Consider the following 25,829-nt stretch of genomic DNA (forward strand, 5'->3'; position numbering starts at 1 on the left):
AGAACCGAATGTGGCGGGTTGGCAGACTTCTGTCTACAAATGGGCTTCGGTCTGGTCCAGTTGCGCATCCGATCCATGATGATCAATACCATATTCTTTCAGTTTGTTTTGGAGGGTTCTACGTGTAATCCCGAGTTCTGCAGCGCTTCTCGTCCTGTTGCTGTCATTGTGTTCGAGCGTAACAAGAATAAGCTCCTTTTCCATCTCACGAATGGTCATGCCCGGTCGTATTCCCTCCTTGACTTTCCATGTAGCTGGATCTCCCGCTGCGCGGGCCATAGCTTCCGGCAATTCCGGCAATGACACGTACTCATCACGAGTCAATATAACCGCGCGCTCCACGACATTTTCCAGTTCTCTGATGTTGCCTGGCCAAGAATATCGCATCATCGCATCCAAAGCCCTAGGATGGAAACCTCTGAGAGATCTTCCGTTCTTCTCGTTGTAAATCTTGAGAAAATGCTCAATCAGTAAAGGGATGTCTTCTTTACGTTGTCTCAGAGGAGGTAAATGAATAGGCACTACATTTAGCCGGTAAAAGAGGTCCTCCCGAAAGACTCCTTTTCTCACTTCTTCCTTCAAATCTTTGTTCGTAGCGCTCAATATCCTGATATCCACCTTGACAGTCTTGGTTGATCCCAATGGATCAAACTCTCGCTCCTGAAGGACTCGCAGTAGTTTGGCCTGGGTAGAAGGAGTCATCTCACCAATTTCATCCAGGAATATTGTACCCCCATCGGCCAGTTCGAATCTACCAGGTCTTCTTCCAACAGCTCCTGTGAACGCTCCTCTTTCGTGTCCAAACAGTTCACTTTCGAGAAGCGTCTCAGGCAGAGCAGAGCAGTTAATTTTGATAAACCTCTTGTCTGATCTGGATGACCCCTGATGAAGAGCGTTGGCTATCAATTCTTTTCCTGTGCCGGACTCACCCAAAATTAGCACGGAGGCTTCAGTGGGAGCTACCATTGCTACAGTTTCCAGAACTTGCCTCATCTTTTGAGAACGTCCTATAATTTGGGACGCGTCGAACAGATTCTCTATCCGCCTCTTCTGAAGAATATTTTCTTCTTTCAGTCTCCAGAACTCTAAGGTTTGCTGTACTTTTATTCTTAACTCTTCAATATCCAGTGGTTTAGTCAGATAATCGTGGGCTCCAGCCTGCAAGGCTTCCACCGCTGTTTCCACCGAAGCGTAAGCTGTGATTATAATGACGGGAATGCCAGGTGATATTTTCTTTATTTCCCGAAGCGCCTCTATTCCATCAACGTTGGACATTCGGTTGTCCATGAGGATTAAGTCGTAAAACTCTTCAGAGACTCGATCTATTGCGTCTTTACCGTCCTCAGCCTCAAAAACCTGGTAACCATCGAGAGAAAGGTTGGCTTTGAGCATCTTTCTTTGGGATGGTTCATCATCAACAACGAGAATTTTAGCCTGTCGACCAGTCATGTGTCATCCGTTCGCTAACACCAAGGTGTCAAGAATAAATTTTACAAACAAAGAACGATCATTTTCCGATGATTCTGAGCCTCTGATCAAACCTTTGTGGAGCCACAATCACTAGGCGATTTCATCTCCGGCAAAGGCCACGAACACTTCCTGAGGTGGTTCATATGGATTGAGGATTACTATGAACCTAGTTCCCTTCCCATGATCCGACTCAACTTCTATTTCCCCACCATGACCCTCGATAATGCTTTTGACAATCGCTAGGCCCAACCCAGTGCCTTTTTTCTTTGTTGAGAAAAATGGGTCGAAGAGTTTATCGATATTCTCACGTGGGACGCCTTCACCGCTGTCCTCGGTGACTACCTGCAATCTACCACTCGAGTCGGTCTGTAATCTTACGCTGACCTTTCCGCCTTGTTGCGAAGCTTCAATAGCGTTTATTAAAATGTTCAGAAATACCTGCGTCATTTGATCAGAATCAACCATGACAAGAGGCAGATCGGGGTCAGGACGATCTACATTGATTTCTACACCGGCCTCACGCGCTTCACGCTCGACTACTCTTACGCAGTGGTCCACAATTTCTTCGGCGGATCGAATCGTCAGGCGCGGTTCACGAGGCTTGGAATACGCCAATAGTTTTGAAATGACACGATTGAGACGATCTACTTCAGTCAACATAAGCTCCGTGTACCTGTAGTCTTCAGGCTCTAGAGAAAGCTTCTTTTGAAAGTACTGAATAAAACCTCGTATCGAATTTAGAGGATTACGAATTTCATGCGCTACACCGGCAGATAGACGACCAAGAGCGGCGAATTTTTCACTCACGATAACTTTTTGCTCAAGCTCCCGAATTATTGTCATATCACGCAGGATTACCACAGCCCCACGAGGAGTCGCCGACTCCTGGTCTTTCAAAGGTGAAACTGTTAGCGCCAGAAAATTCTTACTCTTGCCTTCTCCATTCATCTTAACTTCTTTTTCGGAGATAAGATCAGGCTCCGACAGAACTTTCCTTATCTCATTCTCTACCGGCAGAATTTCCGATATTAACCTGCCGTCCAGGTCTTCCTTGGTCTTCCGGAGTATCTCAAGCGCGTTTGGATTATATGTTGCGACTCTTAAGGTTCGATCTACCGTGATAAGTCCATTTGCCATGCTTTCAAGAACATTTCTGGTATATGTTCTCATCTCATCAAGGGTTCTTCTCACTAAATACGCGTTTTGAACTACAAAGACGAAATAAACGCTGGCTGAGCCCACTATGAATAGAACTGCGCCCATAAATACGGCGAAAACGATCTCCTGTCGCCGTATTTCCTTGAAACGATCCATTTTAAGGCCAAGAAAAAGAACTTGCTTCTGTTCTCTGTCAAACAGATTGAGCAATTCCTGACCAATTCGCGTGTGCTTCGCAGCGATTTCGCTCTCGGCAAGCTGATCTGGAAATGGGGTGAATGGCTTCCAAATTTCAAATATTGTCCTGCCGTCCGGCAATTCACGCTTGAATGAAAGAGGCTCACCGGTTCTTATTACTGTCTGAACTGTCTGAAGTTCTTTCCCCATTAACAACCGAAGGCCTATTTTAGCCGGCTCGCTATGGGCCACTATCATCCCATCACTATTTATGAGACCCACCCATGCCACGTCAGGGTCCTTTGCCGCCTGTTCAATAAGCATCTGTAAATACTCGATCCCCCAGTCGCCCTCCATGAAGCCCGTTCTCGTGCCGGCCTCAAGCGTTCTAATAACTGAAATCCCCTGTCGTAAGGTAAACTCCTCCATTCTCTGATTCTGCGCGTTTATATTCCTAATCGTGAAAATGATGACGATTACAAGTAACGTTCCGGCTACGAGAACTATCGACAAAACCGGAAGATATCTCATCAAATCCCTTATTTTCATTACACCCATCTTATCCATCGAAAAGCTCTTAACCAGTAAGGACTTCCAAAATGACTCTTCAACCGAACGCCCGTTTAAAAAGGGGTTTTCTCAGGCTCAGTGTTGTTTCTCAAGCAGTCCTATCATCTTAGTGGCGCCGCTTCAACAAGTATAACCGATCTCGGCTCAGTTGAACTTCTTAAATGATATACCTAAAAAACAGGATGTATCTAATACAAAAAATGTTGATTAGTTAACATCTATATGTTATGCATCGCTTCACTAACTGAGCATAACTGCTCGTTTGATTTGTTTATTTTACTACTTATTTTATTTGTATCCGAAATTACGATTCTGCGAATTATTTCTGTTTACTAAGAAACACTTGGAGTTTCTCGGCATCCATGAAAACAGATAGTGATTCGGATTCCTGAGCTTAAGGGCGGTTGTCAGTTAATGTCAAATATAGGCGCCAATATTAGATTCATGCATGCGTTTTGTTTTAACCGGGGAATCCCACTAAACTAAATCCACAATCTGGCGAGTGTCGTAAAATGCAAACCAATACAGATGATTTGTCATACATTGCGAAAGCGCGGGAGTTTCTGGACAAAGGTGATCTTTCTTCAGCCGTAGAATGTTACGGGAAGGCTTTCGATCCTGAATCACTTGACGAACCAGAAGCCAGAAACATGCTTATAGAGGCAAGATCCAATCTATCGAGAAAATTTTTGTTCGAAGCGTTGGACAGTTTCGAGGAAGCCCTGATAGTAGGTGACCAAATTCAGCGCAGACAAGCTATGGAAGGGGTTATTGAGATAGCGGAAATTCGACTACGATTAACCCTTCTGAACCAGCTATTAAGGTCGGGCTTAAAGGCCCTAGTGGGAAGAAAGAATAAACAGATCCCAGGCCTTGGGTTTGTCTCGGAAAATGAGAATCTTGTCCTGATATCGAACGAAGCAATCTCAAAGCTTCCTGAACGTTTATTGCGGGGTGTCCGAATCGGCCGCATTCCAGAGCGTTTGAGAGGCTCCACTTTGCCTATAGAGGCTCAAAAGTGCATACCCTACTCCAACGAAAAAGATGTCGATTACATCTTGGAAGTCGCTAAAGCAATCGTTAATTTCAAAGAACCTCATCATCACTTGGCCAACCATTTCGAAAGCGTCTCCTCTATGACCGGGCTCGATCAGACCTTGTAGGGAGCGCTCCGCTTGGTTCCCAACGAAGCGGCCAGACTTCATTCTCAGAGGCGCCGAAGCTTGACACGACAATTATAATTGATTAAACGCTCTTTTGAGAGTTCATCTGAACAGCTTATCTGAATTGTCGAAAATGGGGGCATGTTTTTGAGAGCCTTGGGGTTAGACATTGGATCAAAAAGAATAGGCGTGGCAATCAGCGATGAGTCCGGCTTGATTGCTCAGCCTCTACAAACCATATCTTCAACCGGCGCTGAGCGGGATATTATAAGCATCCTTGAAATTGTGAGGGATTATAGCGTAACAGAGATTGTTGTCGGTCTACCGTACAATATGGACGGCTCTGAAGGTCCACAAGTAGAAAAAGTGAGAAAATTCAATGGCCTTTTGCTACAAAAAGCTGGTGTGCCTGTGTTTGAGTGGGATGAACGTCTGACGACCATCGCTGCGGAAAGGACTTTATTGGAAGCTGACATGAGCCGCGCTAAACGCAGAAAATTGGTGGACAGAATCGCAGCCGCGCTGATACTTCAGGGGCATCTTGACCGTCGACGCAACGAGGCCCGTTCTGCATCATGAAAGTCCCCGTCATATCTATAATTAGAACGGCGTCGGCAATTATTCTGATTCTTTTTCTGGCGATAGGAGGTCACTTTCTCTACAAGAGCCTCCCGGACATCGTGAATCATTTACTTCCAAAGCCTTCGCAAAAAGAACAGCCCATCCATGAGATCATTGTAACCATTCCAAAGGGAGCCTCTTTTAATGAGGTGGGAGCCATACTTCAGAACAATGAGGTAATATCCAGCAAGTTAGTTTTTAAGATTATTGCTTTTATCAGAGGTGAGCAGCGGCATGTAAAAGCTGGAGATTACTTGCTCAAGACACATAGCGACCCTGGCGATGTTCTGGATTTACTCATTTCGGGAAAAACTCTCGTTTATGCCATAACCATTCCTGAGGGATACAATATCTTTCAAATCGCGGATCTATTCGAACAAAAGGGTGTCTCGTCAAGAAAAGATTTTTTAAGGTTAGCGACCGACTCTGAATTCCTGAGCGAGTTGGACATTCATGCGTCTAGCTTGGAGGGGTTCCTGTTTCCAGACACCTATTTTGTACGGCCGTCGGAGAAGTCGAACCTGAAATTTGTCGTACAGAAGATGGTTTCCAGATTCCGATCTGTCTATGACAAATACGTTCGCTCAACTGCTGATCAATACGGCTGGACCCCATTGCAGGTGGTAACCCTGGCGTCTCTTATCGAAAAGGAAGCCAAACCAAATGAGCATGCCCTGGTATCGGCGGTGTTTCACAACAGGCTGCGACATAACATGAAACTTCAGTGTGATCCGACTGTCATCTACGGCATTAAACCAATGGGAGCAAAAATTACACGAGCGGACTTGGATCGAAAACAACCTTACAACACATATCAGACCAGGGGCCTACCTCCAGGACCGATAGCCAATCCCGGCAAGGAATCTCTGATCGCTGCGGTACACCCTGCGGACGTCGATTATCTTTATTTTGTGGCCAAGAATGATGGGAGCCACCAATTTTCGAGCAACCTTGCCGACCATAACAAATCGGTTAATGTGTACCAACGACAACCAAGTTCTCTGACACCTTGATTGCTTTATCGTCGATCCTCTCTGACACTTATTGGCTCCACAGAATGGAAATTTAGCCGGTCACGCGCTTAATTCTCAACCCCTCAGGAAGAACAACATGCCGATCGCCTATTTTGACTGCTTTTCGGGCGCTTCCGGGGACATGATCCTGGGAGCGTTCCTGGACTTAGGGCTGCCGCTGGAGGTTCTAAGAACAGAACTCTCTAACCTTAACATACACGGATATCAGATAGACAAGCTCGAAGTTCTCAAAGCCGGTTTAAGGGCGGCCAAGGCAATTGTAAAGGTGGAGCATGCGCATGAACCTCACGCGAACCACATCAGCGACATCTATCAGACTATTCTAGAAAGCAGTCTTGATGAAGAAATCAAAACCAAGAGCATTATGGTGTTTGAACGGCTTGCAGCGGCGGAGGCTTCGGTTCACGGGACCCCGGTTGAGGGCGCTCATCTTCATGAAGTCGGGGCCCTCGATTCGCTGATCGACGTAGTGGGTGGGGTAATAGGATTCAAGTGGCTCAGGATAGACCATGCTTTTTTTTCGAAGGTCAACGTAGGCGGAGGGACCGTAAAATGCGCTCACGGCATCCTCCCTGTCCCAGCTCCAGCCACGCTGGAACTGCTAAAAGGCAAACCAATATATTCCTCTGGTGTGGAGGCTGAACTGATCACACCAACTGGAGCCGCCATTCTTACCACACTGTGTGAAGGTTTCAGTCACATGCCCAATATGGTCGTTGCATCCATAGGATACGGCGCCGGTGATAGAGATCTGGAAACGCCAAACATCATGCGAGTCACACTTGGGGAAAAACCTAGCGGTTTTTCAGACTCTACTTCTACATTGGTGGGTGTCATAGAAACCAACATTGATGACATGAACCCTCAGCTTTATGACTATATGATTAGCCTTGCCCTGGATAGAGGCTGCCTGGACATAGGAATCCAACCAATTAACATGAAAAAGAACAGGCCTGGTTCGTGCCTACAGATGATCTGCCCTGTTGAGAAAATAGAGGAAATGGCTGAACTAATTTTCAATCAGACTACGGCCATCGGACTCAGGTGGAGAGTTGAAAACCGTATCGTAGCTGAACGCTCCATTGAGGATATGAATACAAGGTTTGGAACGATCAGAGTCAAAATCGCCCGGTTCCAGGGTAGAATTGTAAATGTCAGTCCCGAGTATGAGGACTGCAAAAAATTGGCTCAAAGAAGTCAGACCTCGATCAAAAAAATAATGTCCGAGGCTGTGCGAAAATGTGAAGAGATCTTCTCAGAGGAAGCGAGCTGATGAAAATTAATCTGGTTCTTTACGCCTCCTTGACACGGTTCGTGGCGGGGTCATCGGCCGGAGAAGTCATGAACCTAGACATTCCTGGCGACTCGACAGTCCATGACGTAATGGTTAAAATGGGCATACCGTCCGACCTGAAGTTGATATTGCTAGTGAACGGGAGGTCCGTTTCCAAAACACAGAGGTTGAATGACGACGACCGTTTAGCTGCTTTTCCTACAATAGCTGGAGGGTGATCGGTAAAGGGAGACCGCACTCTCAAGTTGCAAATTATCTCCTACGATTATGTCTAATTAGGCATAACAGCTAAATATTATTACGTTTTTCTCCTATTTCTTCTTGACTCATTATCTCTAAAACCATATCATCAGATCATATCGATATTTATTCCCGGGGAGTTTTACCCGGGAACTATTTTAATCAATTTTCCTTTTCCCATCTTGTCATATCTAATCAGTGGAGGAAGACCCATGGAAAAAATTATCCGTGTTGACATGGGAGCTGAGGGAGGCCCTAAAGCTCAAATATTCCCAGTAGGAGAATATGCCGGACTTGGTGGCAGGGCTTTGACATCGGCCATCGTTGCAAAAGAGGTCCCACCTTTGTGCCACGCATTGGGGGAAGAAAACAAGCTGGTGATAGCTCCTGGAATGCTAAGCGGGACAATAGCGGCAAATTCAGGCCGTTTGTCTGTGGGATGCAAGAGTCCTCTGACTGGTGGGATAAAGGAATCAAACGCCGGCGGGATGGCCTCTCAAACACTAGCCAGGCTGGGTTACGCCGCCATTGTCCTAGAGGGAAGGCCTCTAAGCAATGACCTCTACACAATTTTTGTGAACAAAGAGGGTGTCAAGATTGAAGCCAACAACAGTTTGAAAGGACTAGGCAATTACGCTTTAATTGAAAAGCTGAAAAACAAGTATGGCGATAAGGCGTCTTACATGTCGATCGGCCCGGTTGGCGAAATGAAATTGGCGGCGGCCTCCATCGCATGCACGGATATGGAATGTCGTCCAACCAGACACGCCGGCCGCGGAGGAACCGGAGCCGTCATGGGTTCAAAGGGAGTCAAGGCTATTATCCTTGACGACAGTGGTTTGTCCATGAGACCACCAAAGAATCCAGAGAAGTTCAAAGAAGCTAACAAGCAATGGGTCGCAGGTCTGAAGAAACATCCCGTAACGGGAGAAGGTCTTGCGGCTTACGGTACCAATGTATTGACAAACGTTTTGAACGAAGCTGGAGGATATCCTACTCATAACTTTATGTGGGGGCGATTTGAGGGGCACACCAAGATTAGCGGAGAGACTCAGGCTGCCATGGAAACAGAGCGAGGGGGCAACCCTACTCACGGATGCCATCGCGGTTGTGTCATAAGATGCTCCGGCGTATATATGGACAAATACGGTCAATATCTTACGAAACAACCCGAATATGAAACTGTCTGGGCCCACGGCGGCAATTGCGGAATTGACGACCTTGACACCATAGCGATGCTCGATCGCCTGGATGACGATTACGGTATCGACACTATTGAGATGGGCGCGACTATAGGGGTCGCCATGGAAGCTGGGCTCGCAAAATTTGGAGATGGCGAAGCAGCTTTAAATTTCGTCAATCAAGTTGGAAAAGGCACTGATTTAGGAAGAATACTCGGAAGTGGGGCCGCTGTGACCGGCAAAGTGTTCGGAGTAGAGCGCGTACCGGTAGTGAAAAACCAGGCCTTGCCTGCTTATGACCCCAGAGCTGTCCAGGGGATGGGGGTCACATACGCCACGAGCCCGATGGGCGCGGACCATACCGCTGGATACGCGGTAGGATCAAATATCCTTGGTATTGGCGGTAAGACCGACGCTCTGGCGCCGGAAGGACAAGTGGAACTTTCCAGAAACCTGCAGATTGCTACCGCAGCGGTTGACGCGACAGGAATGTGCCTATTCATTGCGTTTGCAGTCCTTGACCAACCTGAAACATTCCAGGCCTTGATCGATATGATCAACGCTTTTTATGGGCTGAATCTTACTGGGGATGACGTTGCGGCTTTAGGTAAGAGTATTCTGAAGAACGAACGCGACTTTAACAGCAGGGCTGGTTTCACGTCCGCTCATGATCGTTTACCCGCTTTCTTCACAAGAGACGCTCTGCCTCCTCACAACATCAAATTCAAGGTCACGGACGCGGAGTTGGATCAGGTTTTTAACTTTTAGACAGACCTATCGGTTCCGCTGTCGCCAAATTCACACTAAGGACCCGTTGATACAATTATTCTAGGCTAATCCGCGCTCTATGAGGCGGATTTGCCTTTAGGTTCAGGAAGATGCTCATGGATGACGCAAAGGCGATTCGCATACTAAGCCCGGTTCTCCAAAAGGGATTTTGGCACAAAGCTGTCACTGGCGTAACTATCAGAAAGTTGCTTGAAGACCAACTCCGATTCACTCCGGATTTCGTCGAAAAGGAAATTGCGACCGTTTTCCTGAACGGAAAGGCCGTCGACAACATCGATACAGCCATTGTCGCAGACCGCTGCGAACTAGCCCTGTCAGGACCAATGCCGGGTTTTGTAGGGGCTGCCATGCGTCGTGGAGGTTACTACAGTTCCATGCGCGAAACTATCAGCTATTCCGGCGAAAACAAAAGCCATCAAATTCATGATGGGTTCATTAAAATTAAACTGTACAATAAGCTGGTCGAACGGCTAGGCCTCTATTTCGTCCGAAGAGGACTTCTGCTCGAAAAAAGCGAAGTCATTGACCTATCTCAAACAGAGATCGCCCCCTTCATGAACATATCGTCTGCGCCTGAATTTAATGATTTCGTCTTGGTTGCGTTAGACCTGAACACGTGATCCACCAACCATATTCAAGTATATTTTTGATAACTGTTGGCGCATTGGATAACCAGCCAATATCGTGTATAATTTGCAGTCATTGAATTTACGTGTTGGGGTCATCACAGCCGTTAAGCTGGGTTATTCAAGGAGAGGCGCCTGCTATATCAAGAGGTTCACAATAAATTTGAATCTAAACTCAAGTATGCCCATTTCTCTCAAATAAGGGAATCTTTGAGGCAATATTCTCTGGATGAGCCTCATGCGTCACTCAGAGTCTTGGACATGGCCTGCGGCCCTGGAAACATGGGTCTCTTCAGTAGAGGGATTCCGAATATCGAGTGGTACGGACTTGAACTGTGGCCGTCTGAACTCAAACAAGCGGCCCAAAGTGGGGCCTATTCGGGTCTTATACAGGCGAATCTTATCGAAAAGCTCCCCCTTCGGGCATCGAGCGCAGACGCTATTGTCCTAAACGAAATCCTCATGTACTTGGGAAACGCCTCCGATCTTCTCGCTGAACTCTTCGACATCCTCAAACCCTCGGGAATCTTGTACGTGTACAACCCCATATATACTATCCCCAATTTTCTGTCTTTTTTTAAGAAATTAGGCCGAAGAATATACCAATCTCGAGAAGCCGTATCGTTTGACAGCCAATGTGATTGGAAAATAGCTGCCAGAGCTTCCAGAATCAATTTCTATTCTTTCGATTCTCTCCTTGAAGAAATTAGATCTGCGGGATTCAAGATTCAGGGTGTTTCCGGGTTCAGGATTTTCAGGAATCGCATACGGTTAATGAGGAATCTTGAAAGATACAGATGGTACAGGGAAACCACGAAACGGCTGGCAACAAGTAACCCACGTTTGGCTTCAGACGTTCTTGTCATATCTAGAAAGGAGTCTCGTAGGCCTCCTCTGGTACGAAATTTGGGAGGCTGAGCCGTTATTTGTAAAGGTACAACAGTAAGAGTTATAAAACGGTCAAAAGGAAAATTTGCAGGAATCTCCCACACATGTAGGGGCAAATGAAGGGTCTAATGCCGCCAAAGCGTCATTGGCGTCGGATTTTGCCATATCGATATAATCCTTATTGGCCGCAACATAGGCTGAGGCGTCCGCAGAATTAGTGATATCTCCCATCAGCGCCATTAGTTGTTTAAGAGAGTCGAATAACAACTTTTCGTTTACTGTCATGCGCAGAGGCTCCATCCGGACCAAACGGCCACAAAATATCAAGGTCAAAAAAATGTTGTTACTACTGGATAATATCGCATATCCGCTGATATTCAAGGTAATCCAACAGGCCCGATTCACACGTGGCCGGCAAGCGATATCCACAACTGCCGCATTCGTACCCAACAAAGTCACAGTCTTCAATTCGTATGTCTCCATGTTCGATCTCACCGTCAACGAAGACAATTTCTGAGGAGACTTTAGCCCCAGCGCAAACCTCGACAATCTTATCTTTTCCACATTTCGGGCATTTCCAATCCATGTTTAGATAGCCTTTTCCAAAGAAACTATTACGTTTTTTATTTGGCGCTACTTCGCTCTTGTACCTTTATCGCCTTTTCTGAGACGGATGTCCATATTCGTTGCAGGAAACCGGTGTTATTGGGGCCGAATACAATTATCCCCGGTCAGGTTTGAGAAGATTCGGGGTCTTGTTAATTGTGTCTGTTCATAGGCTATGCATATTCATAAACACGTGGGTACCGATTGGATAACCAGTGATCTCCTCCACTACACTGCACTTGACCTTGAACAGAAAAAAGATGTTCTTTTTCTCTTCATTAAGTGATTCAAAATTTCCCTGACCCTTTGCGATTACCAGATCAGCTTCATGAAATTCTCTCTGAAATGACTCGCTACACATGGAAAGCACGGTACCAGGCAAGTCTGACCCGTTGTCGATAACTCTTACCAAACTTGTAATTCCAGTCACTTGAGCATCGAGTATTGTCACGTCGTTGATCACAGGTCGGCCTCTGACGACAAAAGTAATTTTCTCGCCTGGCAGTAATTCTAAAAGTAACCGGTCGAATACAATTTCTCCGGCGTTATCTCCCAGGTACAGTATTTTTGAGGCGTTATTCACATCATTCACGAATTTTGCCAAAACTAAAGCAGGAATTACGGCTGCTAATGATTCCATGGCGGCGGTTTTAATGTTTGCCTGATCCGCGTTTGGGTCAACAGCCAAGTCGATAGTATTACCTGCAATCGCCAGGCGGACAGAACTCAGGAGAGGATTTGAAGACCCGTCGATCAGTTCCCTCCAATCATCGTTGAACTTCATGACATTAAGATTACAGTTTTGCTTGGCTTTCTCATATGGATCAACCAGGCCAGTAACGTCTTTGATCATCCGATGAATTTCCCCCATCAACACCGGTGGCGATTGTGTTGGATCAGTCTCGCCTATAACTCTCGATATATCCTCTATAATTTTGTTGTTAGTTTTTTCCTGAAGATTAAGACGCCCTAACAAAGCAGTAGACTGTTTCATCAAGCAGGAAAGGCATTCTGAGTGGGTTTTCATTGTCACATTCCTTTCACGGAATGACGCCGTATCATAAGAGAGGTTGAACGGGGATCAGGAACTCGAGGAAAGCAATATCGGCGCTTGAAAGATTTCTTTTGCCATTCACTATCACATCAATTCCTAGTATGAAAGGTCCTTCCGAAAGAGGAATTACAGCCAAACGTCCTTCCCGCAGGTCCGGTTCAACTCCCATACGCGCCAGCATGGCGATACCTTTTCCCATCTCAACCAGTTCTTTTATAAAATCTACATTCCCTGTTTCAATAAACACTGAAGGAGCAAAACCATGATTTTCAAATATTTCCTCAACAAGCTGACGAGTGCCGGACCCCTTTTCCCGTAGAATCAGATTTTCATTCCTCAATTCCTGAATTGAAACAGCCGGGCGGGAACAAAATTTGTGACTGGGCGCCGTCACAAGGATAATTTCGTCCTGAAGAAAAGGAATTACTTTCAACTTCTCAGCATATTTCAGCCTCCCAACTATGGCTAGATCATTTCGATCTTCTAGAACGCTTCGAATCATTTCTTCTGAACTTCCTTCATCAATCTGAATCTGGACAGTTGGATAAGCTTCACGGAATTCAAAAATGTATCGACTCATGAGATAACGCACCAGGGTCTTTGTGCTTCCGATTTTAAGAATGCCTCTGGAATCCTTATGGCTGGCATTCAACAGGCGTTCCGCCTCGGCGACGAACCCAAATATCTTTTCAGATATTTTAAAGACTTTTTGGCCTGTCTCTGTTAATTCAAGCCCCCTTTTCTTTCTTATCAACAGACGAACGCCGAATTGTTCTTCCATGGCTTTAATCTGCATACTTACCGCCGGTTGACTGATAAACAGTTTTTCCGCCGCAAGGGAAATGCTCCCACAGGTACTTGCCACATAGAAGGCTCTCAGTTGGTTGAGATTAAGTTCTTTTACCATGTCCGTCATTCCCGAAATATAAGTTTTTCTTATAAAAGCATAAAATTTAGTGATTTGACATGTCAAGCAAAATACTGTGGTCTTGTACTCAACATGAGCTGATAAACAATTGTGTTGCGCTCTACCTTCCAGGCTCGGCGCAATAACTCGTGTTCTGGATCCAAACGCCCACGTTCCAACTTTACCCCTAGCAAGGAGGAACCAGAGAATGGCTGAAGAGTACGACGGGATTATCCTCGGCGCCGGCCCTAATGGTCTGACTGTGGCGGCTTATCTCGCCAAAGCCGGCCTGAAGATTCTTCTTTTGGAAAAACGTTTTGAGGCGGGAGGAGGGCTGGCGACGGAACAAGTGACCTTACCGGGATTCCTTCACAACACGCACGCTGTCTATATGCCGATGGTAGATTATGCTCCCCCCTTGATCGATTTTGATGACTATTTAACCAAGGACTATGATCTTAAGTTCGCGTTCCCATCTCTGGTAATGGCGATGCCTTTCGCTGACGGCTCATCATTGAGGTTGTATCAGGATGTCGAAAAAACGTGCGAATCCATAGCGCAATTTTCAAAAAAAGACGCCGAAACTTACAGTAAAATCCAAGTCAGATTTAAGGAATTAACGGAAGATTTCCTCGGACCGGCTACCTATGAAATGGCGAAACCGGCTTTTGAACAGATGATCAAGCTGGTGGCCACGGATGTTGGCCGGGAAATCACCGCTTACACGGAAAAAACCCCGAGAGACATAGTCAATGACCTGTTCGAAAATGATCGGGTTAGAACCATGTTCCTTTACCTGTCCTGCATGTGGGGACTTAACTATGATCTCGAAGGCGTGAGTTATCTGGTTCCCCTCCTGATCAACAGGGCCACTAACTACAGACTTGTGGTAGGCGGATCACACCACTTGGCTCATTTATTCACCAAGGTCCTTTATCGAAACGGTGGGATGATCATTTCCCCTGTCACGATAAAAAGAATCATACTGGAAAATGGAGCGGCTGCCGGCGTGGAACTCGAAGACGGCGTTGTCTACAAGGCTAGAAAATTCGTTGCAAGCAGCTTAGACCCATTTCAAACATTTTTTAAGTATGTGGGGGACAACAATCTCGATCCAACCTTCGTAACCAGACTCAAGGACTGGCAGTGGGAAAGATCGAGCCTTTTCCATGTACATCTAGCGCTGGATGAAGCGCCTCAATTCAAAGCGGCCGCACAAAACGCAGACATGAATAACGCGCTGATCACCGTACTTGGTTACGAAAATCTTGACAATCTTATCAAGCATTATGACGCCATCCACAGCGGCGAGATGTTCCCAGGAGGATTCAACTGCTGTTTTCCGTCCATGCATGATCCCAAACAGGCGCCCCCTGGGAAACACACGGCCCTAATCTCGTTGCACGCTCCATATGACCTCAAAGATGGTGGAGCGGAAAAGTGGTATCGCATCCGAGAAAAAGAAGCCGATCGATGTGTTGAATTGCTCGGGAAATACGCTCCAAATGTCTCTGGGTCAAACATTCTGTGGAGATACATAACCTCGCCTCTCGACATTGGGAACAAGTTTGCCGACATGGTGAAAGGCTCCTACAAACAGGGCGCTTATCTGCCACTGCAAATGGGATATCTACGCCCCAACGAAGAGTGTTCGCAATATGCTACTCCTGTTAAGAACCTGTACGTTTGCGGCGCAAGCACGTTCCCCGGTGGCCTTATCACTTTCGGTCCCGGTTATAACGCAGCCAACAGAATCGCCGAGGATCTAGGTATAGATCGTTGGTGGGGCGAACCGAAATGTGTGCAAAAGGCAAAAGCGAAAGGCACACTTTAGGAGACGAAATATGAAAGTCAACTCGACTGGTCTGGGAAAAACCACCATGGTGGCGCACTTCGCCAGCCTGGAAAAGATTAGCGGCGAATCTGAGCCTGCCATGAGGCTGAGCATCGAAGCGACAGAACCTGTTCATTGGTCCATCAAAGCGACTGTGGGCGGGGATGATCTCCGAACTTTCGCCCGTCTCATGTTCAAACCGTGCAATTTCTTCGCCGTGTTAAAATTATTGTTTTTCGGCAAGAAGCTTTCATCACCGGAAGCTCATTAGCCGACGCTCCTGTCCAAACCCTGAACAAACAAAGGAGGCCTCTCCATGCCAGATAAGATTTACGACGCGATAGTGGTCGGCGGCGGTCACCAGGGAACTATTATAGCCTGCTATTTGCAGCACGCCGGTATGAAGACTGTTGTATATGAACGTCAACATGAACTGGGAGGCGGGGCCTGTGGAGAGGAATTACCCCTACCCGGATTTCTTCAGAACCCATGCGCCCATTGGACTAGATTTTATGGTCATCCAGCTTATGAAGATTTTAAACTGCGTAATCTTGGCCTCTCATATGTGTTTCCGGACCATAGCGAAGGCATGATTTACGACGACGGCATGGCCTTCATGGGCTACACGGCCTGGAAAGTGATCGACGAAAATACCGGACGAGCTGAATTTAATGAGATCAACGCACAGAAGACGATAGATCAGATTTCCCGGTTTTCAAAAAGAGACGCTGACACAGCTTATGATCTCCTGGAGAAATACAAGAAGAAATGGCGAGCGGCCTTCCATGAATGGAGATACAACCCACCTACCCCATGGGGAGTAAATGACGCCTTTGAACGTCTAATCGGCGATAAAGAAGCCCCAATACCACCGGAGTACCAGTTCTACACTTCCCAGCAGATTGCTTTTGATCTCTTTGAAAGTGACTACCTGCGCACGCTTTTTATGCGCTCCTGCATGACATCCAGTGGGGTCTTTCCCAACGACGGCATAGGCATCTACAAGACTCTTCATACGCTTGGACTAATTCTGTCATGGGAACCCGCTTCCATTGCGATAGGTGGAACACATGCGATAACTCACGCTCTCCAGAGAGCCTTCAGTTCCATGGGCGGTGAATTTGTCGTAGAAACCGGAGTTGAAAGAGCTATCATCGAAAACGGAAGAGCTACTGGAGTATTACTCAAGGATGGCAGGGAGATCGGGGCCCGACATCTAGTTGTCAGTGACATGAACACCACTCAGACAATCCTGCAACTCATCGGTGAAGAACACGTTCCATCCAAGATAGCTCATCGGGCCAAGAATATTCTTCGGGATCGCGCCCAATTGTTTTGGGGGAACTTCGCTCTTCATGAACTCCCCGAATACACGGCCGCCAAGGATAATCCGGAAATCGGCTTGTGCCCGAGGTTGAACTGGGGTCCGAAAGACCCTGATTATTTTGCGACGAGGCATCAGGCTGAACTTTTTGTAAAGGGCATACCTGACAAGCTGGTAGCAATTGTGGCGCCTGACAGCATTTGGGATAAGACGAGGTCCCCTGACGGAAAACATACCATTCTAATCGAACAGTTTACAGCTCCTTATAGATTTTTCAGCGATAGGGAATGGTTGAAAATGAAAAGCGATGTTGTCGAAATCATGAGAGAGCAATGGTCGTGGTATGCTCCCAATATGACCAAAGATAACGTTATCGCTACTCATATCACCACCCCAATGGATGTTCAGATGCGCAATATAAATATGCCGCAAGGGGGTTGGACGGGCGAAGACATGATTGCTTCCCAGATGGGGCGCATGCGACCGTTCCCCGAGTTAGCCTTCTATAGACTGCCTGTGAAAAATATTTATCTGGCTTCGGCTGCAGCTCATTCAGGCCCTGGCATAGGTCGAGGCAGCGCTTACAATTGCTTTAAAGTGATTGCAGAAGACTTTGGACTCCCTAAAATATGGGAGCAAAAAGGTAGAGCCTACTAGAAGGGAGCGTAGATGAGACGACTTGAAGGTCGAGTCGCTATTGTGACAGGCGCGGGCAAGGGTCTGGGCCGAGCTTTCTGCGTTAAACTCGCCGGCGAAGGAGCAAAAATAGTCGCTGTTACAAGGGCCGACCTGGACGGGCTCAAAGAAACCGAAAAGCTTGTAAAGGATGTTGGCAGTGACGCTATAATCAGCCAGGTGGACGTGTCCAACGAAGCCGACACCCTAAGAATGGCCCAGGAAGCTCTTGATAAATTTCACAGAATCGACATTCTGGTGAATAATGCCGCATATTACTATGGAGTAAAAAGAAAGCCTTTCCATGAGATTACATCAGATGAATGGGACAAAATGATGGCGGTCAATCTAAAAGGCCCCTGGCTATGTTCCAAAGCGGTTTTCGAAGCGATGAAATCTCTGGGCAAAGGCAAAATTATCAATTTGACCTCAGAAGTTTTCTTTACAGGTTCCCATGGTTTTGTTCACTACGTCTCATCCAAGGGAGGCGTCATTGGTCTTACCCGAGCCCTGGCCGTGGAACTCGGGCCTCACGGAGTATGTGTTAACGCTGTGGCCCCTGGATATACAGATACTGAAGCAAGCCGCACAATTGCGGACGTCAACAAATATGATACCAGCAAGACGCCTCTGAAAAGGCTGGAAAGTCCTGAAGACCTGGTCGGGATTGTAGCCTTTCTTGCTTCTGATGAAAGTAATTTCATAACCGGACAGACCATCCTGGTCGATGGAGGCAGAGCCATGCATTGATACTATGCAAACACCATCGTCGGAGAGGGACATTCTCTTCCACTTATTGGATCGTGGGTAGAATCGCTCATCGCTACGAGGAACTCCGATTGCCTGTTCCTCAAGTGGCGCTCATAAATTCTGTTCATGTTCTCTCCGACAGGTGTGCACGCATATACTGGGCCAGTCGTTATGTTCCAGCGTTCTATCAACCCTTTCCAACATTTCAAAAGGAAGAGAGAGAACCCATGAAAGTTTACGATGTTGTACCTGGCTTGGAATTTGACGCAGAGCGCGACCTGGCGCAATCACCCGCATGGTTTTTAGACGCAACGCATTCCGTCCCACCATGGACACCTATGTTCGGATGGTTCTGGATCAATTTTTGTCGTCATGGGATGCAGTATGGCGCGGAGAAGTTGTCCTTGCCCACGGTTCATGGATGGGATTGGCGATTCATGAACGGAGGCGGCTATCTCACACTGCTCCTTGTAAAAAGCGAAGAAGAAAAACAGAGAAGAGAAGTAGAGTTCCGGAAGGCCATCCTCCCCTTGATTCAAGACTATGACGGGGTCTGGAACGGATTCGTCAAAGAAATCCTGGGACATTATGAGAATTTGAAAAAACTGGATCTTGACTCTGCTTCAAACATCGAGCTTCTCGACAACTTTGAAGAGACTATCAATACTTGTCGGCGTATGTGGGAAATACATATGTACATGATGTATGGAACATATACCGCCTACATTCTTTTCGAGAACATGTGTCGTGAATTAGCTGGGATAGACGACACGTCTCCTGTGTTCCACCACATAGTCTCAGGCTTCGACAACAAGGTGTTTCAGGTTGACCGACGGCTCTGGCAGTTTTCCAAGATAGCGTCAGAACAGGGACTTGCCGGCGTATTTCTTGAAAACCAAGAAGTGGACATACGTGGAAAATTAGAGGAATCGGAAAAGGGAAGAAACTTCTTAAAGGATTTCAGTGAGTTCCTTAAGGAGGATGGATGGCGTATGCAACGAATGTCCGAGATGAACCTGCCGACATGGGTAGAAGACCCAACCCCACCACTTTCTATGGTCAAACAATTTATCCTTAAAGGAGGATCGTTTGATCTCGACGAGGAAAGAAATAAGCGAAGTATCGAAAGAAATGAAGCTGAAAAACAGCTCCTTGCCAAGGTTCCTTCAGAGCGACGAGCCTGGCTCGAACCTCTGATGCGTCTGGCTCAAAAAAGTGGCATTTTCAGTGAGGAGCACGACCATTATCTTGATCTCTACACACATGCGATGATGCGCAGAAGCGCATTGGGAATCGGTAGACGTTTCGCGAAAAGCGGAACAATCGATAATCACGAAGACATTTTTTTTCTCATCCCCGATGAAGTTCGGCGCGCAGGACTAAACCCCGGTTCATTTGATCTCCGTTACGTTGTGGACAGACGGAAAACAGACTGGTTGGAATGGCAAAAAACTCCTAATCCACCTGCCATCTTAGCTGAAGGATTCGATTTAGACCAAGCAATGGGAATCTTGGTCAAATCAAATGATCCTATAGCCCTTAAAGTGGTAGTAGGCTCAATGCCGCAGGTTAAGCCTGAACTAAAAGCTGACTTGTATGGCACATGCGGATCACCGGGTGTGGCGGAAGGAACAGCTAGGGTTATCGTAACGGAAGATGAACTTCACCTGATAAAGGAAGGAGACATCTTGGTTGCGGTAAGCACTTCGCCTAGCTGGACTCCTGTTTTTTCGATGATCAAGGGTGTTGTAGTAGACCGTGGGGCAAGCCTATCCCATGCGGCCATTGTGGGACGTGAATACGGAATTCCGGTCATCATGAACGTTTTTGAAGGCACAGCCAAGATCAGGTCGGGCCAACGAATAAGAGTGGATGCCAACTTGGGGGCGGTTTTCATCCTCGACAAGTAGTCTAGGGCCTGAAGGACAGATATCTGAATCGTTCATTCGGGTGAGTTTTTTACCCGGACCTTCTCCCTCTCCGGAAAGGACGGATTCATATGGCCAAGAAATGGATCTACTGGTTCGACGAACTCGGCGCGGATTTTAATGAACTGGTTGGCAAAAAATGCGCCAACCTCGGAGAAATGACGAAGCTTGGCATGAAAGTGCCGCCGGGCTTCGCTATATCTGTGGATGGGTACGAACGATTCATGGAAGAAAGTGGAGCTGGGGAAGAAGTAAAGCGATACTTCCATGACAATAGGCACGAGATAAATCAAGTTGGAAAAATGATAGAGGCGAGTCGTGAGATACGTCGCATCATCGAGTCCAAGAGTTTACCCCAAGAAATGGCTCAGGAGTTACATCAAAGTTACGCTTCTCTCTGCGATCAGGTCGGTCTCCACGACCTACCTGTAGCCGTCCGATCCAGTGGCGCTGTTAGTATGCCAGGTCAAATGGAAACCTATCTGAATGTACGAGGGAAGAACGATGTCGAAAGAAAGGTGATAAAGGTCTGGGGGAGCGCTTTCACCACTAGGGCGATAGCGTTTCGGATTGAGAATAATATGGACATTGCCAAGGCCCCGATAGGCGTAGCTGTTCTTAAAATGGTCAACGCAAAATGCGCAGGGGTCGTTCTTACAGTCTTACCAACAACTGGTGACATGACCAAGGTAGTAGTCGAGGGCAATTGGGGACTTGGTGAGAGTGTCGTTAGCGGAGAAATTACTCCGGATCAGTTCATCGTCGACAAGACATGCGGGGAGTGTGAAACCACAATAAGCTCAAAGACGAAAATGGTTTGCTACGGCCCAGTTGGGACCTGCGTGGCGGAAGTACCGCGCGATTTACGATGTGCAGCATGTTTGGGCTCCGATGAGCTGACCGAGATAGTCCGCATAGCTAAAGAAGTGGAAGCTTACTTCAATCTACCCCAAGACATGGAATGGGTAATCGATCAGGACCTGCCTTTTCCCGAAAACATTTATTGGGTTCAGGCTCGTCCAGCGAAGTTCACCAAGAGAAAACAGGACGAATCGCAATATCTTGCGGATCTAATGTCTCAGATCTTCAGGATGTGATGAAGCCAAATCCCAGTTAGCGGAGGGCATCTATGACCAGCCTTTTCACTCAGTATTGGGATGTAATCCCAGGAAAATTCGACGAGTACTCTGGATTTATAACCAACGAGTACGTTCCGACAATGGAAAGACTGGGCCTCAAGCTTCTCGGCGGTTTTTATGTCGCGGTAGGCCAGGGACCTCGGATAATTGTCGTGGGCACAGTCGAGAAAGAAGACTATTTGCGACGAATTCTGGCCACGGAGGATTACAGGATCGTTACGGAAAAACTTTTGTCTCTGGTTTGCAAGTACGCCAGCAAATTATATGTTTCCAGCGGTAGACTGACTAAGGAACCTTACCATATTCAAACTGGAGCTTGGAAATTCAATCAGTACTATAACGTTCTCCCTGGGAAAGAAGTCGACCATTATCTGTTTGTTAAAGATGAATGTATTCCCGGCATGAAAGAGTTGAGTGTGCCTGTGACCGGCGCATGGCGCATGGTGATAGGTGATGGCCCAAGAATTCTTGCCGAATGTACAGGCCGGACGATGGTCGACATCGCAGGCTGTATCGACTCAGATCTTTTTCGAAAACTTGTCCGAAAGCTTAAGAAAAATTTCGCCACTGATTATAATAGCCGAATACTTGCGCCTACAGGAAGGATTGAGATTCCGTCACTTATCAGGGACATGATGAAGGGTTTTTAGTTCGATCCAACATGCTTCCGGTCTATGGATAGCCGGGAAATGTTCGAAGAAGACGTTTCAGCCTTTTGCAACATAGGTTTGTCTATGATGGGTCAGCTAAAAACCGTATTTCTCTTCTCTCTAGTAGTTATGGTTTAGAAAGGAGTTCGACGATGTACGTCCGAATGACATTCTTTCGTGTCAAAGAAGGTAAAATGGATGATCTCCGAAATCTTTACAACAAGGAGGTCATACCTGCCCACAAGAACCATAAAGGTGTCAGATTTGTTCATCTTCTGGAATGCCAGGACAGCGTTAACGATGGTATCTCAGTAACCGCATGGGATACTAAAGCCGACGTAGACGCTTATGAGAAGAGCGGTGATTATGAAAAGCTCGTCACGATGTTTGGAGAGATGTACAGTGGCGAACCGGTCTTAAAGTCCTATGAGATAACAGCAAGTTCCGAACCTATTCTTCTAAGAATTTTCTAGATAAATCGGCCGCCTCGAACTCAGATATGCAAGCGCCATTTTGGGAAATACGCGAAAAGGTAAGGCCATTTCTTGACACACGAAACAACCTGATCCATATGGAAGTTTCCGAGGCTTTCGCTGTTAGATTGCTGGAAACGGAACAGGGTGACGCTACAGTGGTTCTGCCGGCAATAATCCTACACGATGTAGGATGGAAAATGGTACCTGAGGAATTGCACCTTCAGGCATTCGGCCCGAAAGCCAAAGACATGGAAACCAACAGAATTCACGAGGTCGAGGGAGCCAGAATAGCCCGTGATATCCTGGAAAGCCTTAATTTCTCCAACTCATTGGTCGATGAAATAGTTGAGATCATCCTGGGACATGATTCGCGTAAAGACGCTCTGTCCCTTAACGACGCTATTGTGAAGGACGCAGACAAGTTGTGGCGTTTCTCTGCTGAGGCCTTTAAGATAAACCCAAAAAGGTTTAAGATTGATCCCAAGGTTCACGTAAACTGGCTGGGCCAACAAATCGATGGGTGGTTTATAACAGAAACCGGTCGGAAGATAGCGCGTGACGAACAACGTCTTCGGGCTGCGAGTCTCGAAGCAATCCGCTGAGTAGGAAACTGTCATGAAAAAAGTCGAGCTGACCATCAACGGGCTCATGTACACATTCTATGTTGACGACCAATTAGTTCTGTTGGATCTACTGCGTGACAAACTCTGCCTGACTGGAACGAAACAATCTTGTGATCGAAAGGGACAATGCGGATCTTGCACGGTATTAGTGAACGCCAAACCGACGCATTCCTGCCTTGCAAAAGTGGCTGATCTTGACGGGGCCGATGTGATTTCCATAGAGGGGCTTGGCACTCCGAAAAATCCTCATCTGATTCAGGAGGCTTTTGCAATCGCAGGCGCCGTTCAATGCGGATTTTGCACTCCAGGCATGATCATCTCCGCTAAAGCTCTCTTGGGTAGCAATCCAGACCCCAACACAGAGGAAATCAAAAAAGCCCTTCGAGGAAATCTCTGTCGTTGCACGGGGTACAAGAAAATAATTGACGCTGTTAAGCTGGCGGGAAGGTTTCTGAGAGGTGAGACAACCCCAAATCAAGAACACCCCGATTCATTCGCCGGCTCTATCGGAGTTTCGCGCCCAAGACCCAACTCTTTAACGCTCGCATGTGGCGTGGCAAAGTTTTCGGCTGACATCCGAATGGACGGCATGCTCGAGTTGGCGATCGTTCGAAGCCCCTACCCTCACGCTCTGATAAAATCCATCGATACTACTGAAGCGCAAATGACGCCTGGTGTGGTCGGTATTATAACAGCCAAGGATATTAAAGGATCCAACCGACTAAAGGATGATCAGCCTCTATTGTGCGACAAAAAAATTCACGTGTTGGGTGACGCTGTCGCTATAGTTGCGGCTGAGTCTAAAACACAGGCATTGGCCGGCGTCGAAGCGGTGAAGGTAGAATACGAAATACTTCATCCCGTAATGACCACGGAAGAGGCTTTAGCTCCAGACAGCCCCCAAGTGCATGAAGGGTCTCTGAACCTTTGTTACGAACACCCTCAGATTAAAGGGGACGCTGATGCGGCGATGAATCGGGCGTCAACACGTGTAGAGGCTGAATTTTCAACTCAACTCATTCATCAGGCAGCGTTGGAACCGGAAGCGTCGGTGGCGTACATGGAGCCGGATGAGGAGGACAATCCGAAGCTGGTCGTAATCGGACGCAGTATCTATATTCACCATCATCTGATGGTTTTACAAGAGGCGTTGGGCTGGAACAACATACGTTATGAACAGGCTTTTATCGGCGGTCAATTTGGCATGAAAATGGATATTACCGCTGAAGGAATTGCAGCCGCAGCAGCCCTCCACTTTCGACGTCCTGCCCGCTATATTTGTAGCCTTGCAGAGTCCATGCAAATAACTACAAAAAGACATCCATTCCAGATGAAAGTCCGACTCGGGGCGGACAAACAAGGCAAGCTTACCGCATATACCATAGACTTCATAGTTGAAAACGGAGCATATACGTCCGCAGGGAAATCGGTGCTAAACCGTGCTTTGTATATGCTAAGCGGATCATACGATATTCCAAATGTCCTAGCCAAAGGCCAGTTGGTGTATACGAACAACGCATGGGGGGGCGCTGCCAGAGGAGCCGGACCACCTCAAGTTAACTTTGCGCTCGAATCCGCCATGGAACTCCTGGCCTCCAAATTGGGAATGGACCCTCTGGAATTCCGTCTTTTAAACTCCCTCAAACCGGGGGGATCAATCTCTACTGGCCAGGTTATCGAGGAGTGGCCTTATCCTGGATGCCTTGAAGCTCTCAGACCCCATTATCAAAGAGCTGTTCGAGAAGCGGCATCTAATAAAGATGGCCGGTTCAAACGTGGCGTCGGAATAGCCGGAGGTAGCTTCGGTATAGGCAGAGGAGGACCAGACAGATCCAATGTCGCAGTGGAACTCAACCCAGATGGTGGACTAACAGTCTATGGCTCTATCGCAGATCCAGGTGAAGGCAATGACGCGATGCTCACCCAGATAGCCTCTCACCTCACAGCTATTCCTCCAGAGAAAATTCGCCTGATCATCTGTGATACTGACAGGACCCCCGATTCCAGTTCAGCGTCCGGTAGTCGTGTAACTTATATGAGTGGGGGAGCCATGATAAAAGCCATAGAAGGCCTCAAAGCCACGATGGAGGAAGTTGGAGCCACATCGTTCGACGAACTTGTGGCCGCAGGTAAACCCACTCGATTCTTGGGATCTAGAGTAGCGGAAACAACCCTTCTGGACACTAAAACGGGCCAGGGGACGCCTTTCGAATCGCGTGTCCATGGTGTTCAAATGGCCGAAGTTGAGGTTGATACCGAAACAGGAGCGGTTAGGATTCACAAGATAACGGCTATCGTCGACCCTGGAACCATTATCAACCCCATGATTGTAGAAGGTCAAATAGAAGGCGGTGTAGATATGGGCGCGGGGATGGCTCTTCGTGAACATTACGTACACGGAAAAACCCGTGACTGGGTGGGCCTCAAGTTCCCCACAACCAGAACGGCTTTTGATATCGATGTGATATTGCTTCAGACCCCTCGAAAAAAAGGCGCATTGGGCGCCGTAGGTGTGGGAGAGTTTGTCCTGTTGCCTACCGCCGCAGCAATAGTCACGGCTATTCAGAATGCTACCGGAGGAACCCGTATACGGGATCTGCCGGCTACGCCGCAACGGGTCTTGGAATCCATGAAGTCCCCATTGGATTAGAG

At 47.2% G+C, this 25,829-nt stretch carries 25 protein-coding genes; 18 read left to right on the forward strand and 7 right to left on the reverse strand.

Annotated elements, in window-relative coordinates; translation table 11 throughout:
* Nucleotides 1-33 precede the first annotated feature (33 nt).
* Nucleotides 34-1,449, reverse strand: coding sequence for a sigma-54 dependent transcriptional regulator (locus WC647_05055; GenBank protein MFA6221662.1), 1,416 nt, complete (start codon nt 1,447-1,449; stop codon nt 34-36).
* Nucleotides 1,450-1,560: 111 nt separating this feature from the next.
* On the reverse strand, nt 1,561-3,372 hold the full coding sequence (locus WC647_05060; GenBank protein ID MFA6221663.1) for an ATP-binding protein: 1,812 nt from the start codon (nt 3,370-3,372) through the stop codon (nt 1,561-1,563).
* Nucleotides 3,373-3,887: 515 nt separating this feature from the next.
* On the opposite strand from WC647_05060, the gene WC647_05065 reads away from it, so the two are divergent.
* From WC647_05065 to WC647_05100, 8 genes are all read left to right on the forward strand, one after another.
* The gene (locus tag WC647_05065; protein MFA6221664.1) at nt 3,888-4,538 is read left to right on the forward strand and encodes a hypothetical protein; all 651 of its coding nucleotides are present in this window, start codon (nt 3,888-3,890) and stop codon (nt 4,536-4,538) included.
* 147 nt (nt 4,539-4,685) lie between these two features.
* Nucleotides 4,686-5,117 (forward strand): Holliday junction resolvase RuvX, encoded by a 432-nt coding sequence (gene ruvX / locus WC647_05070; protein MFA6221665.1) that lies wholly within the window; start codon nt 4,686-4,688, stop codon nt 5,115-5,117.
* Nucleotides 5,114-6,172 carry an endolytic transglycosylase MltG gene (gene mltG / locus WC647_05075; protein MFA6221666.1) on the forward strand — a complete coding sequence of 353 codons (1,059 nt, stop codon included), beginning with the start codon at nt 5,114-5,116 and terminating at the stop codon, nt 6,170-6,172. The genes ruvX and mltG overlap by 4 nt, the downstream gene beginning before the upstream one ends.
* Nucleotides 6,173-6,269: 97 nt before the next feature.
* On the forward strand, nt 6,270-7,466 hold the full coding sequence (gene larC, locus WC647_05080) for a nickel pincer cofactor biosynthesis protein LarC (GenBank protein MFA6221667.1): 1,197 nt from the start codon (nt 6,270-6,272) through the stop codon (nt 7,464-7,466).
* A complete protein-coding gene (locus tag WC647_05085; protein ID MFA6221668.1) occupies nt 7,466-7,705 on the forward strand; it encodes a MoaD/ThiS family protein in 240 nt (79 codons plus the stop codon). Before larC ends, WC647_05085 begins: the two co-directional genes overlap by 1 nt.
* A gap of 234 nt (nt 7,706-7,939) precedes the next feature.
* Nucleotides 7,940-9,676 carry an aldehyde ferredoxin oxidoreductase C-terminal domain-containing protein gene (locus WC647_05090; protein ID MFA6221669.1) on the forward strand — a complete coding sequence of 579 codons (1,737 nt, stop codon included), beginning with the start codon at nt 7,940-7,942 and terminating at the stop codon, nt 9,674-9,676.
* A 116-nt stretch (nt 9,677-9,792) separates the two neighbouring features.
* Nucleotides 9,793-10,317, forward strand: a complete 525-nt coding sequence (locus WC647_05095; protein ID MFA6221670.1) for a hypothetical protein — start codon at nt 9,793-9,795, stop codon at nt 10,315-10,317.
* A 216-nt stretch (nt 10,318-10,533) separates the two neighbouring features.
* Nucleotides 10,534-11,241 carry a class I SAM-dependent methyltransferase gene (locus WC647_05100; GenBank protein ID MFA6221671.1) on the forward strand — a complete coding sequence of 236 codons (708 nt, stop codon included), beginning with the start codon at nt 10,534-10,536 and terminating at the stop codon, nt 11,239-11,241.
* Nucleotides 11,242-11,283: 42 nt separating this feature from the next.
* On the opposite strand, the gene WC647_05105 is transcribed toward WC647_05100, so the two are convergent.
* The 4 genes from WC647_05105 to WC647_05120 all read right to left on the reverse strand — a co-directional run bounded on the left by WC647_05105 (nt 11,284) and on the right by WC647_05120 (nt 13,778).
* Nucleotides 11,284-11,496 (reverse strand): hypothetical protein, encoded by a 213-nt coding sequence (locus WC647_05105; GenBank protein MFA6221672.1) that lies wholly within the window; start codon nt 11,494-11,496, stop codon nt 11,284-11,286.
* Between the two features lie 61 nt (nt 11,497-11,557).
* Nucleotides 11,558-11,797 (reverse strand): hypothetical protein, encoded by a 240-nt coding sequence (locus WC647_05110; protein MFA6221673.1) that lies wholly within the window; start codon nt 11,795-11,797, stop codon nt 11,558-11,560.
* Between the two features lie 186 nt (nt 11,798-11,983).
* Entirely contained in the window at nt 11,984-12,844 is an 861-nt protein-coding gene (locus WC647_05115; GenBank protein MFA6221674.1) for an ARMT1-like domain-containing protein, read from the reverse strand.
* 31 nt (nt 12,845-12,875) lie between these two features.
* Nucleotides 12,876-13,778: a LysR family transcriptional regulator gene (locus tag WC647_05120; protein ID MFA6221675.1), complete on the reverse strand. Its 903-nt coding sequence runs from the start codon at nt 13,776-13,778 to the stop codon at nt 12,876-12,878.
* A 208-nt stretch (nt 13,779-13,986) separates the two neighbouring features.
* On the opposite strand from WC647_05120, the gene WC647_05125 reads away from it, so the two are divergent.
* Genes WC647_05125 through WC647_05140 form a run of 4 tightly spaced genes read left to right on the forward strand, consistent with a single transcriptional unit; the run spans nt 13,987 to nt 18,361 of the window.
* Nucleotides 13,987-15,612: an NAD(P)/FAD-dependent oxidoreductase gene (locus WC647_05125; protein ID MFA6221676.1), complete on the forward strand. Its 1,626-nt coding sequence runs from the start codon at nt 13,987-13,989 to the stop codon at nt 15,610-15,612.
* Nucleotides 15,613-15,622: 10 nt separating this feature from the next.
* Entirely contained in the window at nt 15,623-15,883 is a 261-nt protein-coding gene (locus WC647_05130; GenBank protein ID MFA6221677.1) for a hypothetical protein, read from the forward strand.
* Between the two features lie 45 nt (nt 15,884-15,928).
* A complete protein-coding gene (locus WC647_05135) occupies nt 15,929-17,593 on the forward strand; it encodes an NAD(P)/FAD-dependent oxidoreductase (GenBank protein MFA6221678.1) in 1,665 nt (554 codons plus the stop codon).
* A gap of 12 nt (nt 17,594-17,605) precedes the next feature.
* Nucleotides 17,606-18,361 carry a 3-oxoacyl-ACP reductase family protein gene (locus WC647_05140; protein ID MFA6221679.1) on the forward strand — a complete coding sequence of 252 codons (756 nt, stop codon included), beginning with the start codon at nt 17,606-17,608 and terminating at the stop codon, nt 18,359-18,361.
* 2 nt (nt 18,362-18,363) lie between these two features.
* Here WC647_05140 and WC647_05145 read toward each other — a convergent pair whose 3' ends face one another.
* A complete protein-coding gene (locus tag WC647_05145; GenBank protein MFA6221680.1) occupies nt 18,364-18,489 on the reverse strand; it encodes a hypothetical protein in 126 nt (41 codons plus the stop codon).
* Between the two features lie 99 nt (nt 18,490-18,588).
* Between WC647_05145 and WC647_05150 the strand changes: the two genes are divergently transcribed.
* From WC647_05150 to WC647_05175, 6 genes are all read left to right on the forward strand, one after another.
* Nucleotides 18,589-20,271 (forward strand): PEP-utilizing enzyme, encoded by a 1,683-nt coding sequence (locus tag WC647_05150; GenBank protein ID MFA6221681.1) that lies wholly within the window; start codon nt 18,589-18,591, stop codon nt 20,269-20,271.
* 89 nt (nt 20,272-20,360) lie between these two features.
* The gene (locus WC647_05155; protein MFA6221682.1) at nt 20,361-21,386 is read left to right on the forward strand and encodes a PEP/pyruvate-binding domain-containing protein; all 1,026 of its coding nucleotides are present in this window, start codon (nt 20,361-20,363) and stop codon (nt 21,384-21,386) included.
* Nucleotides 21,387-21,418: 32 nt separating this feature from the next.
* A complete protein-coding gene (locus WC647_05160) occupies nt 21,419-22,078 on the forward strand; it encodes a hypothetical protein (protein MFA6221683.1) in 660 nt (219 codons plus the stop codon).
* Between the two features lie 152 nt (nt 22,079-22,230).
* Nucleotides 22,231-22,551 carry an antibiotic biosynthesis monooxygenase family protein gene (locus WC647_05165; protein ID MFA6221684.1) on the forward strand — a complete coding sequence of 107 codons (321 nt, stop codon included), beginning with the start codon at nt 22,231-22,233 and terminating at the stop codon, nt 22,549-22,551.
* 26 nt (nt 22,552-22,577) lie between these two features.
* Complete coding sequence (locus WC647_05170; protein ID MFA6221685.1) at nt 22,578-23,156, forward strand: HD domain-containing protein; 579 nt, start codon at nt 22,578-22,580, stop codon at nt 23,154-23,156.
* A 13-nt stretch (nt 23,157-23,169) separates the two neighbouring features.
* Nucleotides 23,170-25,827, forward strand: coding sequence for a molybdopterin cofactor-binding domain-containing protein (locus WC647_05175; GenBank protein MFA6221686.1), 2,658 nt, complete (start codon nt 23,170-23,172; stop codon nt 25,825-25,827).
* Nucleotides 25,828-25,829: the final 2 nt, after the last annotated feature.

The sequence above is a fragment of the Desulfomonilaceae bacterium genome (assembly GCA_041662605.1).
Classification (GTDB): Bacteria; Desulfobacterota; Desulfomonilia; order Desulfomonilales; family Desulfomonilaceae; genus CAJBEZ01.

Coding starts and splice junctions, on each gene's coding strand:
- WC647_05155 (MFA6221682.1), top strand. CDS start 20,361: ATGGCCAAGAAATGGATCTACTGGTTCGACGAACTCGGCGCGGATTTT.
- WC647_05165 (MFA6221684.1), top strand. CDS start 22,231: ATGTACGTCCGAATGACATTCTTTCGTGTCAAAGAAGGTAAAATGGAT.
- WC647_05160 (MFA6221683.1), top strand. CDS start 21,419: ATGACCAGCCTTTTCACTCAGTATTGGGATGTAATCCCAGGAAAATTC.
- WC647_05140 (MFA6221679.1), top strand. CDS start 17,606: ATGAGACGACTTGAAGGTCGAGTCGCTATTGTGACAGGCGCGGGCAAG.
- WC647_05125 (MFA6221676.1), top strand. CDS start 13,987: ATGGCTGAAGAGTACGACGGGATTATCCTCGGCGCCGGCCCTAATGGT.
- WC647_05060 (MFA6221663.1), bottom strand. CDS start 3,372: ATGGATAAGATGGGTGTAATGAAAATAAGGGATTTGATGAGATATCTT.
- WC647_05065 (MFA6221664.1), top strand. CDS start 3,888: ATGCAAACCAATACAGATGATTTGTCATACATTGCGAAAGCGCGGGAG.
- WC647_05085 (MFA6221668.1), top strand. CDS start 7,466: ATGAAAATTAATCTGGTTCTTTACGCCTCCTTGACACGGTTCGTGGCG.
- WC647_05130 (MFA6221677.1), top strand. CDS start 15,623: ATGAAAGTCAACTCGACTGGTCTGGGAAAAACCACCATGGTGGCGCAC.
- WC647_05115 (MFA6221674.1), bottom strand. CDS start 12,844: ATGAAAACCCACTCAGAATGCCTTTCCTGCTTGATGAAACAGTCTACT.
- mltG (MFA6221666.1), top strand. CDS start 5,114: ATGAAAGTCCCCGTCATATCTATAATTAGAACGGCGTCGGCAATTATT.
- WC647_05095 (MFA6221670.1), top strand. CDS start 9,793: ATGGATGACGCAAAGGCGATTCGCATACTAAGCCCGGTTCTCCAAAAG.
- WC647_05135 (MFA6221678.1), top strand. CDS start 15,929: ATGCCAGATAAGATTTACGACGCGATAGTGGTCGGCGGCGGTCACCAG.
- WC647_05090 (MFA6221669.1), top strand. CDS start 7,940: ATGGAAAAAATTATCCGTGTTGACATGGGAGCTGAGGGAGGCCCTAAA.
- larC (MFA6221667.1), top strand. CDS start 6,270: ATGCCGATCGCCTATTTTGACTGCTTTTCGGGCGCTTCCGGGGACATG.
- WC647_05120 (MFA6221675.1), bottom strand. CDS start 13,778: ATGGTAAAAGAACTTAATCTCAACCAACTGAGAGCCTTCTATGTGGCA.
- WC647_05145 (MFA6221680.1), bottom strand. CDS start 18,489: ATGAACAGAATTTATGAGCGCCACTTGAGGAACAGGCAATCGGAGTTC.
- WC647_05110 (MFA6221673.1), bottom strand. CDS start 11,797: ATGGATTGGAAATGCCCGAAATGTGGAAAAGATAAGATTGTCGAGGTT.
- WC647_05105 (MFA6221672.1), bottom strand. CDS start 11,496: ATGACAGTAAACGAAAAGTTGTTATTCGACTCTCTTAAACAACTAATG.
- WC647_05055 (MFA6221662.1), bottom strand. CDS start 1,449: ATGACTGGTCGACAGGCTAAAATTCTCGTTGTTGATGATGAACCATCC.
- WC647_05175 (MFA6221686.1), top strand. CDS start 23,170: ATGAAAAAAGTCGAGCTGACCATCAACGGGCTCATGTACACATTCTAT.
- WC647_05150 (MFA6221681.1), top strand. CDS start 18,589: ATGAAAGTTTACGATGTTGTACCTGGCTTGGAATTTGACGCAGAGCGC.
- WC647_05170 (MFA6221685.1), top strand. CDS start 22,578: ATGCAAGCGCCATTTTGGGAAATACGCGAAAAGGTAAGGCCATTTCTT.